The organism is Lacticaseibacillus chiayiensis, assembly GCF_004123795.1.
GTDB lineage: Bacteria > Bacillota > Bacilli > Lactobacillales > Lactobacillaceae > Lacticaseibacillus > Lacticaseibacillus chiayiensis.
Genome location: NZ_MSSM01000041.1, coordinates 24188 through 34043, shown reverse-complemented (window position 1 = coordinate 34043; position 9856 = coordinate 24188). Strand labels below are relative to the sequence as shown.

Here is a 9856-nt window from a genome sequence, read left to right as displayed (position 1 = left end):
GTCACCAGCCCTTATTCCAACGGTCCGATCGAAGGGGTTAACCGCCTCATCAAGTCACTCAAACGATCCTGTTTTGGCTTCAAGAATCAGCTGAACTTCTTCAAACGAATCTACCAAATCACGGCATAACATGACAAAGACGGCTCCCCAAATGGAGAACCGCCTCAAATGATAAATTTATTCTTCAACACCAGTTGACGCAGAGCCCAAAAAGTCGCGGCATTTCACCTCGACTGGTTGTCAACGTGAAATGTCGTGACTTTCTGACACTATTTTTATATGGCAAATGACACTGTGTCACTATCTTATTTCTGATGCCGCTTACTTTCCCGAGTTGGCAGTCGCTCTGAGGCTTGCTGCTCCAACTCGGCCGTTGCATTGCTATCAAAGGCGTGACGTCCTTCTCTAGTTGCCTGCGGTGCGTCTGGCTGCCGCTCCTCCACAGAATGCGTTTCGGCAGCAACCTTTTCCTGAGACGCTGCAGACGACTTATCCTGATAAGCCAGTTGCACCGTCAAGCTGTATGGCTGCGATTCTTTCCGCAACCCGCTACGACCCAAGAGCTTCTGCTCGCCGCCAATCAGAAAGGCATTGGCGGCCACTAGATGATAGTCCTGCACTGCTTTTTCAACCGGCAGCAGACCAACTCGCTTGACTGTTGCCAACGGTTTAGCCGTCAACGCGTTTAAGCCGCCAGTAATAATTAGCTGATCGTTCACATGTTGCAAATCAAAAAATGGCAACGGGAATGGCGCACCGATGGCCAGAACCGGCTGTTGGGTCTCCTGCGCGATCCGACTGACAGCTTTGTCATCCAGACCCTGATAATTCAAACTTAAAACGCCTTGGTTGACCAGACTGTCAACCAGCGCATCAAGATTGGCTTGTTGTTCATCGGTTAACATAACGTCTGCCGTCAGCATCTGCTCTTGGGAAAACACACCATTTGCTGGTGCGGCGCCTAATTGCGTTTTTAGCTCATTTTCAGCATCGGCTTTCTTCGCGCCATTACTGCCCAGCCATTTTTCAACAGTCGGCGAAATATCAAAGCGGGTTGTCTTATCTGTAAAGTAGTAGAGAAAGTTTAACGCAATAAAATACAAAAAGACAACAAACGCCAGCATGAACAACGCCCCTCGGATCCGAAAACCGGGATAGCGCAGGTTTTCAATGGCGACATACAGCAAATAAAAATTAGCGACAAATGCCACCCACGTGAAGGCCTTGCCTTTGGGTTTATCGGCAATGTTAAAGTAGCCTAGCACGCGGTTGATAATATCAATAACAGTTAACATGATTTCATCCTTCCCGCAGCTTATTGGCCATTCGTGCCGGTTGTGTCAGTTCCTTGACCATTACTTGTGTGGTTCCGATCAGTCGTCTGCCCATTATTGGTTGAAGCGGTGCTTGGTGTAGACGTCACAGAGGGTGTTGAAGTCCTTGAGGTCGAGGTTGCCGCACTTGGCGTCGACGTTGCACTCGCGGTACTGGTTGCTTCGTTGTCGTTCTCCTGATGGCTCGGCTGCGTCTCCGATTGACTAGAAGCAGACGGTTGGGGCGCTGAACTCTGACTAGTTTCAGGCTTAGGTGATGCTGAACGCGCTGCCTTAGAAGCCGATTCGGATTTTATTTTAGATACCAATGAACTCTGCTCTGTTGCCGATTTAGGCTGATTGATCGGATTGATGGTATTCACAATGTTATACGCACTAATCAAAACAATCAGCGAAACAATGGCAGTCGGCGGTAATAATGGCGGTGTTCGATAAGCCATGAAGCCAGCTCCTTTCATTCATCGTTTCATTTTACCCCAAAAGTAGCAGGAAGCACCTTAAGTTACCGCTAAAATTATACGCTATTTACAGCGCTAGCCAAAGTGCTGCTCTTTTGAAAAATCAGAATATACATACTGACGCATTGGGCAGCGTTGAGACACGCACCTCAGCACGTCAATAAAAAACGACATCAGAGATAAGATCATCTCTGGTGCCGGTCATCTATGGAGCACATTTGCGTGATTCACTTGCAACGATTCGTTATGCGTTAGCTTCTTTCAAGCTATTCGCCCGCTTCTGGCATTCTGCGCACAAACCATAGAGTTCAAAATTGTGGCTCTGAATTTTAGCGCCGGGAACTTGATCTTCAAAGAAATTCAATGGACACATTTTAAGTTCGATCACCTTGCCACAGTTCGTACAAATAAAATGGTGATGATGTGGATGCTGGAAATCACACTGCAGTTTAACCACGATTTGATCGTCTTGCATGCGACTTTCCAGAATGCCCATTTCGATAAACGATTTGACGTTGCGATAAATCGTATCATGCGACACCCCGGGAAATTGCGTGCGCATATACCGATCCAGAATCGTGACTGCCGTATAGCGATGCTGATTCCTGCCTAGATAGTCCACCATTGACTCACGTTGTTTGGTGACCCGGTAACCGTGTTGTTTTAACTGCTTTAATGCAATTGTTGTGTTATCCATAGAAATAAGCTCCTTTGGCTTGACACTTTAACTTAAGACGTGTAATATATCAAATCGTATTGATTACGATTAGCACTGCTTAGTGTAACACGCCTGACAGGAGGAAGCAATATGTCTGAGAAAACCGATTATGCATCTGCTGCACGTCGTTTGAAGAGTAAGAATCCCAAGACCCGTTCACGCGCTAAACGTGTGATTAAGGCTGTTAAGAAACCGATTAAATAATTTGTTAACAGATCTCCGAAACAGATCGAACGTGGCCTTTTGCTAAAACATGGTGAAGGGTCACGTTTTATTTTTGTTCTGGATTCAGCGACATTAAACCGCAGCTTTTAAGCGCTAGATCTTTCATGAACCGGTCAACCTGTTCCCGTGCTTCGTTCCAACGGTCATTTTTGATCACCGTGGCAAACGGCTTAAGCTCACTCGGCAAGGTTAAATCCCGTTTATATTCAGGACTCTTCAGCCGAGCCGCTACCATCGCCGGATCATCACCACGGCCCAACAAGCGATCCTTCAGAACAGTCGGATCGTCAATGGTGAGGAATAACACCACAACCTCTTTAGGCAGTTCGTGAACATAAGTGATCGCCCCTTTAGTATCCAAAACAATACTTAAAAAAGGATGCTTTGCCCAGTTTTTCTCAAGTGACTCATGTGAGGAGCCATATTCATAGCCAGCATAATTGACCTTTTCGATAAAATGTTTCGTTGCAAAACTTGACGGCGTTTCAAAATAATAATCAATGCCATTCTCTTCACCTTTACGAGCCGGACGAGTCGTGTGCGTCATGACGCGATGAATTCGGTAATTATCGCGCAAGTACGCGCTCACCGTTGTTTTGCCAGTACCTGTTGCCCCTGTGATCACAATCAACTTGTGCGCCACTTTCATAATCCGCCTCCTTGAATATTGCCTCGATTGTACCAAATCAGCGTCAATTCGTCAGCTGAAAATCAGCATTGAGTGGTATTTAAACACGAAATCAAGCTACCCTTTTCTACTCGCAACTTCAGGACAAGTCCTGATAAAAAGCGACAACCCCAAATTGATCACTCGACACAAAGCCGATCTTTTCATAAAAAGCACGCGTATCCGGCTGATCATCTGTTAATAAAACCCGCTGCCGCACTTCAGGAAATTGGTTGACCAATGTGTTCACCAATTGGCGACCAATTCCCTGACGTTGATAGCTTGGAAGCACCAGTAGATCCTGAATAAAAAGAATCGTTTCACCGTCACCGACTGCCCGAATTAACCCGACTAACCGGTCCCCATCAAATGCCCCCAAGATCATAAGCGACTGTGCCAAGGCTCGTTTTAGTTTTGCTGGATCGCGCGTGTACATCACCCATCCAACGGCTTGATATAAGGCTAACACAGCTTCGGTATCCAGTGCGCGATTATCAATCTTGATCATCTTTATTCCCTCCTTGTGTGAACAAGAATCAGTATTTCTTGTCAAGCACTCATTCTCATTCCATCATTATTTTGATTATATTGTCGCATAGAAAGCAGATAATTGGCTCGCAAATCGTCTGATTATTTTGAAGCTATTTTTAAAGAAAAAGACCGGCCACCATGACCGATCTTTGAAGTATCTATTTTGCAGGATGTGAACAACTAATTAGAGACGTCGACCAAAACTAGGTGCAAAGTATGCAACGCTTTGAACAGTGACACTTTGACCCGGTGCAGGCGCGTGAATGTATTGGCCATTGCCGATGTAAATGCCAACGTGATAGGCACTTCCAACGCCGCCCCAGAAGACTAAGTCGCCGGCCTGAAGATCGGAAACTGCCACGTAAGAACCGAGCGTACTTTGAGCTTGCGAAGTCCGTGGCAAGCTAACGCCGGCTTCTTTAGCAGCGTAGTAAATCAAACCTGAGCAGTCAAAGCCTGAAGGCGAAGTGCCGCCATAAACATATGGCACACCGAGATACTTAGCAGCGTTACTTGCGATGCTGCCGCCAGAAACGGAAACTGTGCTGCTGCCAGCTGAAGCAGGTGCCGTAGAGGAGGTCACGTTTGTACTGGAAGCATTGTTGCTTGCAGAAGCAGTACTTGTGCTTGTGCTTGTGCTTGACGCTGTTGAAGTAGAAGTGGTGCTTGCTGCATCACTGATAGCCTTTTGTGCAGCTGCGGTCTTGGCAGCTTCTTCAGCAGCCAATTCAGCTAACTTGTCTTTGTTGGCATCAATCATCTTTTGCGCATCACCAGCTGCTTTGTCTGCATCCGCCTTCAAACTATCGATCTTGGCCTTGTCGCTTTCAAGTTGCGCCTTGGTTGCTACCAATTCTTTTTGCTTGGCTTCTTGGCTGGCCTTCAGATTCTTGACTTTTACCTCGGAATCCTTGACTGCCTGAAGGGCCTCGGTGCTAGCCTGACTCAACTTGCTAACAGTTAAGGAACGACCCACCAAGTCGGTCAAGCTATCTGAATTCAGGATAAAGTCAAAATAGACATTGCCGGTAACCGAATTGCCAACCCGTTTTTGCAGAGAAATCAACTGATCCTTCAAATTACTCTTGCGTTGGCTAACTTCCTGGTTGGCTTTAGTCAGCTGGCCATCGAGATCATCGATCTTAGCCTGACTGTTTTTGATCTTTGCTTCAGCTTGCTGAATGGCTAAAACCTTGTTGGAAACGTCATTACTCAGCTTTGCGCTTTTATCGCTAGCTGCCTGAAGCTGCTTCATCAAATCATCGTTCTTCGCTTGCAAACTTGACTTATCGTCTGCTGCGCGAACGGTTGTTGCTGCTACACCCGAAACCCCAACGCCAGCTAATGTTGCAACGGTGATAGCGCCCGTAACTAATTGCCGTAATCTCATCTTTATCGCCACTCCTGCTCTCTTTTTGTTCACAATTGTCACATTAACACTGAACTATTACAGGCTTGTTACAAGGCCGTTACCATCAGAATACTTTCGCAATTAAATCAACATTATTTTATGATCATATTGATAACTACTTTACGTTCTAGTTATATTTCCACGTTGACATACAAAAAAATCAGGAATAAAGTGCGACTTCATTCCTGGTTTTTTTCAGTGTCTGTCATTTAATTTTTAATGGCTAGCTTTTTTAATGGGAACGTTTACTCAGTCAAATCAACCGTCAACGATATCGTTTATTTGATCTTAACTAGGAAGTAACGCTTTTTCCCGCGTCGAACAATGACATATTGACCGTCAAAATGGGTACTCGGGTCAACTTCAAAATCGAGCTCGCGTTGCCGTGTCCCGTTAATCGTGATCGCGCCATTTTGAATGTCCTCACGCGCCTGCCGCCGACTCGGTTCGATTTTTGTGGTATCTACCAGCCAAGTGACGATATTCTCTGAAGTTTGAGGTGCTTCCACCGTTGGAAACTGCTTAAATCCCTGCTTGATTTCTTCGGCGCTCAAGTCTGCGACATCGCCGGAGAAAAGTGCGGCACTGATACTTTCGGCTTGATCAACCGCTTTTTGGCCGTGAACAAACTTCGTGACGGAGCGGGCCAATTCGCGTTGTGCTTCGCGTTTTTCTGGATGTGTTTTCGTCGCTTCAACCAATTCCGCAATCGCATCCCGTGACAGGAACGTGAAAAACTTAAGGAACTTTTCAACATCGGCGTCATCCTGGTTGAACCAGAATTGGTAGAATTCGTACGGTGACGTTTTTTCCGGATCAAGCCAAACCGCCCCGCCTGCGGATTTGCCAAACTTGGTGCCATCAGCCTTCAACATCAGCGGATTCGTGAGGCCGTATGCACGAGCTTCAGGGCCTTCGATCCGGTGAATCAGGTCAATCCCTGCTGTGATGTTGCCCCATTGATCGGCACCACCAATTTGCAGCTGAACGTCTTCGTGTTTGAACAGATGCAGAAAATCAACCGATTGCAAAATCTGATAAGTGAATTCAGTGTAAGAAATGCCCGTTTCCAGACGACTGGCCACAACCTCTTTATTCAACATGTTATTGACAGAAAATAGCTTCCCGTAATCCCGCAAAAAGTCCAGCATCGAGATTTTTGATAACCAATCATAATTATCGACAATCCGGAAATCTTCCGTGCCAAACAGATTCTCCATCTGCGCAGTTAATTTCTTTTTGTTGGCAGCGATCGTGTCCATGGTCTGGAGGACCCGCTCGGAATTACGCCCGGACGGATCGCCGATTGAACCGGTACCACCACCGATAACAATCACTGGGCGGTGACCCATCAACTGAAAGCGCTTGAGGATCATGAACGGGATCAAATGGCCAACATGCAAAGAATCGCCGGTCGGGTCCGTGCCGCAATAAACGCTGACTGCCTTCTCTTGGGTCAGCTTGCGCAAGCCATCTTCATCTGTCAGTTGATTCAGTGCGCCACGCCATTTTAATTCGTCTAAAATTTTGCCTCGTCGTATTTCTGTCATCAGTCAAATCCTCCTACTTGTCATGTGTGCGAGCCGGGTCCGCTCACGAAAAAAAGTCCCTGATCTAAATAAATTAAGATCAGGGACGACTTTCACCGCGGTACCACCCAGATTATGCTATGCATCACTCTCATGGATATCGGCATGACCCGCGGCCAGTGGTTTTTGAGTTGTAATTCATGCTGTTAAGCGGAACGGTTTGCAGCAACCACCGTTTTTCTGAGCCCTACTTAACACCACTACTGCGACTCAACTGGTAAATGATACTTCAAATCTTAACACATGCTCAGAATTTGTACAGCGTCAATATTTTCAAAATTATTGACCGATCGACTAGCTAATTTTGCGGATCTTGCGGCGCATCATTGGGCGGTAAATCGGCTGGATACGTTTTGACATCGGCATCCAGAATATCATATTTATCCATCAGCTTCCGCTCAACCTGTTCGCCTAATTCATACGAATCGGCAACCGTCATCTTGGGATCAACCCGAATACCAATGGTGAGCAAAACTGCGTCGCCGGCGTACCGGGCTTCGATGCTTTGAACGCCGAGGACGCCGGGCACCTGGGTAATCGTCTGCCGATACGCCGTAATTTCCTTAGTGTCAAAACCATCCGTCAATTCAAAAATGGCGTCTCGAAGGATAGTCCAAGCTGCATACAAAATCAAAATCCCGACTGCAAGCGCAGCACCGCCATCAAGCCATAACCAACCTGCTTTGGCACCTAAAATGGCCAACAACGTACCAGCACTTGTCGCAGCGTCTGAAAAACTGTCCTTAGAAGCAGTCCGCAAAACGCTACTGTTGAGCTGTTTTGCCCGAATATGATTCATTAACGAGATGGCACCCATGGCTAATCCGGCCGCCAGACTCACGTAAACCGCCAGTATACCAGGAACTTGGACTTTGCCTTGATACCAAGCCTGCAAGCCGTGATAGCCATCCAGGACAACATCCGCGCCAACCACCAACATAATCAAGCCAGAGAATAAAGTTGCAATCGTTTGAAACCGCCAATGGCCAAAGCGATGCTCATTATCAGGTCGCTGCTGGGAAATCTGCAACCCCCAAAGCAAGATAAGTGCCGAAGCTACCCCGGTCAGGTTATTCAACCCATCCGCTGCCAATGCTCGAGAATGCGCCAGCTGGGCAATCCATAATTCGGCCACCGTCAAACCGCCATAAACCAATAAATTTAATGCGGCGGCATGCTGGGCACTTTTAAGGCGCGCAAATCGGCGCTGCTCATCTTTTAAAATATTGCGTCCAGCATCCATGCTAATCCCCCTCGTTGAACAAACTATTTAACAACCATTGTAAAGCATCAATATGGCTGTACCATCATAAAATATTCGTTTTAAATGACGCAAACGCTTTCTTACAAAACTTTTACATTCATCACATCCAATTGCGGATCAGCTTCTCAGCTATCCTGTGATTCACCAGTCTCATATTCTTCCGTCTGCCGCCTTAACGCACCGGCCAGACGTTCCAATCGCGCAATGGTGTCGTCTAAAGTCAAGTAGTAGTAAATCATATTACCCTCATGCCGCGATGCGACCATACCGATGTCCTTTAACCTTTTCAAATGATGCGATGTTGCCGGTTGCGACAACCCGATCGCATCGGCCAAATCACTGACCTTGACGCCGGAGTTATTTTTAGCGGCACCAAGTATCATAATGAGCCTTTGACGATTCGTATTTGATAATGCGTTTAGATGTCCGATGTCTTGCTTGAATTCTTTTAATGCTTCCTGTTGTGCCAAGCTGTACGCCATAACCTACTCCTTTTAGTGACTTATACGGTGAACGCCACATGAATCCGTTACCACTCACATCGAATATTACCTGAAATCGTAACGATTGCAACAAATATGCAAACCGTTCATACTGTAACCAAGAACAATCAACGACTTTGGAGGTGCACTATGACAACGACTACAACCTTTCATGGCTTAGGGGCGGACAACACACTGACCATTTACACAGGCGGCGCTGATGAACTACTGAATCAAAGCATCAGCATGATTCGCGCCTATGCCCATTTACTGTCGCTCTATGATGAAGAATCGCTGCTCGTCATGATCAACAATCAGGCCGGTAAAGCGCCGGTTCACATCCCAATCCGCCCGGTCTTCAATCTCATTGCCCAAGCGATCGCCTGGAGCAAGCGCGGACTTGGTTACAATGCGTTAATCGGTCCGATTGTTAAGCTATGGCGCATTGGTTTTGCGGATGCGCGTATTCCGTCTGCCAGTGAAGTCAGTGCCGCATTAGCGCTAACCGATCCAAATCTGGTTGAACTGGATTCGGAAAATCAAACCGTTTTTCTACCTAAAGAAGGCATGGCGCTCGATCTGGGCGGCATTGCCAAGGGCTTTATCGTGGATCAGGTTTATGATCTATGGGACAAAACCGGCGTCGAAGGCGGTCTGATCGACTTAGGCGGCAACCAACGACTGGTCGGCAAAGCAGCCAGCGGTATTCCGCTATGGCAGTGGCCAATCGCCGATCCGCGGTATCCTGAAAAGCACAGTATTGCGACCTTGACAACTGAGCCAAAAGCGGTTGTGACAACCGGCGTTTTTGAACGCTATTCCAAAATCGCCGGCAAGGAATATCACCACTTAATCGACCCCAACAGAGGTTATCCGGTTGAATCCAACATGGCCAGCATTACGGTAGTTGCCGATAATGGTCTCCTTGGCGATGTATTGTCCTCCATCGGCTTCTACGCTGGCATTCCGGCTGGGTACGACGCCATCGAGGCAGAAGGTCAGGAAGCCATTTTCGTCACCAAAGAAACCCGCGTCTACCAAACCAGCGGCCTGCGCGAAACCTTAGCCATTACAGTGTAGCCGGAAACGACATTAGAACCATAACGCGTTCGCCAGCCCAGAAACCTGCGTGTAAGACGGCCATCACGCCCGGGGCCACTTACACTCCAGTTTCTAA

Annotated in this window: 12 protein-coding genes; 3 read left to right on the top strand and 9 right to left on the bottom strand. The window is 47.2% G+C overall.

Going from position 1 to position 9856, the window contains the following annotated elements; translation table 11 throughout:
- The coding region (locus BVJ53_RS13405; protein ID WP_137295991.1) for a transposase at nucleotides 1-129 on the top strand (129 nt) is incomplete at its 5' end.
- Between the two features lie 176 nt (nucleotides 130-305).
- Here the strand turns inward: BVJ53_RS13405 and BVJ53_RS13400 are convergent.
- The 3 genes from BVJ53_RS13400 to BVJ53_RS13390 all read right to left on the bottom strand — a co-directional run bounded on the left by BVJ53_RS13400 (nucleotide 306) and on the right by BVJ53_RS13390 (nucleotide 2489).
- Nucleotides 306-1295 carry a DUF6681 family protein gene (locus BVJ53_RS13400; protein ID WP_129302841.1) on the bottom strand — a complete coding sequence of 330 codons (990 nt, stop codon included), beginning with the start codon at nucleotides 1293-1295 and terminating at the stop codon, nucleotides 306-308.
- Between the two features lie 20 nt (nucleotides 1296-1315).
- Nucleotides 1316-1774, bottom strand: a complete 459-nt coding sequence (locus BVJ53_RS13395) for a hypothetical protein (RefSeq protein ID WP_129302840.1) — start codon at nucleotides 1772-1774, stop codon at nucleotides 1316-1318.
- 262 nt (nucleotides 1775-2036) lie between these two features.
- Nucleotides 2037-2489 carry a Fur family transcriptional regulator gene (locus BVJ53_RS13390; RefSeq protein ID WP_129302839.1) on the bottom strand — a complete coding sequence of 151 codons (453 nt, stop codon included), beginning with the start codon at nucleotides 2487-2489 and terminating at the stop codon, nucleotides 2037-2039.
- A gap of 111 nt (nucleotides 2490-2600) precedes the next feature.
- Between BVJ53_RS13390 and BVJ53_RS13385 the strand changes: the two genes are divergently transcribed.
- Nucleotides 2601-2714, top strand: a complete 114-nt coding sequence (locus BVJ53_RS13385) for a putative metal homeostasis protein (protein ID WP_129302838.1) — start codon at nucleotides 2601-2603, stop codon at nucleotides 2712-2714.
- A gap of 67 nt (nucleotides 2715-2781) precedes the next feature.
- Here the strand turns inward: BVJ53_RS13385 and BVJ53_RS13380 are convergent, their stop codons facing one another.
- The 6 genes from BVJ53_RS13380 to BVJ53_RS13355 form a co-directional block, all read right to left on the bottom strand.
- Complete coding sequence (locus BVJ53_RS13380; RefSeq protein WP_129302837.1) at nucleotides 2782-3384, bottom strand: guanylate kinase; 603 nt, start codon at nucleotides 3382-3384, stop codon at nucleotides 2782-2784.
- A gap of 118 nt (nucleotides 3385-3502) precedes the next feature.
- A complete protein-coding gene (locus BVJ53_RS13375; RefSeq protein ID WP_129302836.1) occupies nucleotides 3503-3910 on the bottom strand; it encodes a GNAT family N-acetyltransferase in 408 nt (135 codons plus the stop codon).
- Nucleotides 3911-4117: 207 nt separating this feature from the next.
- Nucleotides 4118-5323 (bottom strand): C40 family peptidase, encoded by a 1206-nt coding sequence (locus BVJ53_RS13370; RefSeq protein ID WP_129302835.1) that lies wholly within the window; start codon nucleotides 5321-5323, stop codon nucleotides 4118-4120.
- A 299-nt stretch (nucleotides 5324-5622) separates the two neighbouring features.
- Nucleotides 5623-6894 carry a tyrosine--tRNA ligase gene (gene tyrS, locus BVJ53_RS13365; protein ID WP_129302834.1) on the bottom strand — a complete coding sequence of 424 codons (1272 nt, stop codon included), beginning with the start codon at nucleotides 6892-6894 and terminating at the stop codon, nucleotides 5623-5625.
- 337 nt (nucleotides 6895-7231) lie between these two features.
- A complete protein-coding gene (locus tag BVJ53_RS13360) occupies nucleotides 7232-8176 on the bottom strand; it encodes a cation diffusion facilitator family transporter (RefSeq protein ID WP_129302833.1) in 945 nt (314 codons plus the stop codon).
- Between the two features lie 146 nt (nucleotides 8177-8322).
- Nucleotides 8323-8679, bottom strand: coding sequence for an ArsR/SmtB family transcription factor (locus BVJ53_RS13355; RefSeq protein WP_129302832.1), 357 nt, complete (start codon nucleotides 8677-8679; stop codon nucleotides 8323-8325).
- Nucleotides 8680-8829: 150 nt separating this feature from the next.
- Between BVJ53_RS13355 and BVJ53_RS13350 the strand changes: the two genes are divergently transcribed.
- Nucleotides 8830-9759, top strand: a complete 930-nt coding sequence (locus BVJ53_RS13350) for an FAD:protein FMN transferase (protein ID WP_129302831.1) — start codon at nucleotides 8830-8832, stop codon at nucleotides 9757-9759.
- Nucleotides 9760-9856: the final 97 nt, after the last annotated feature.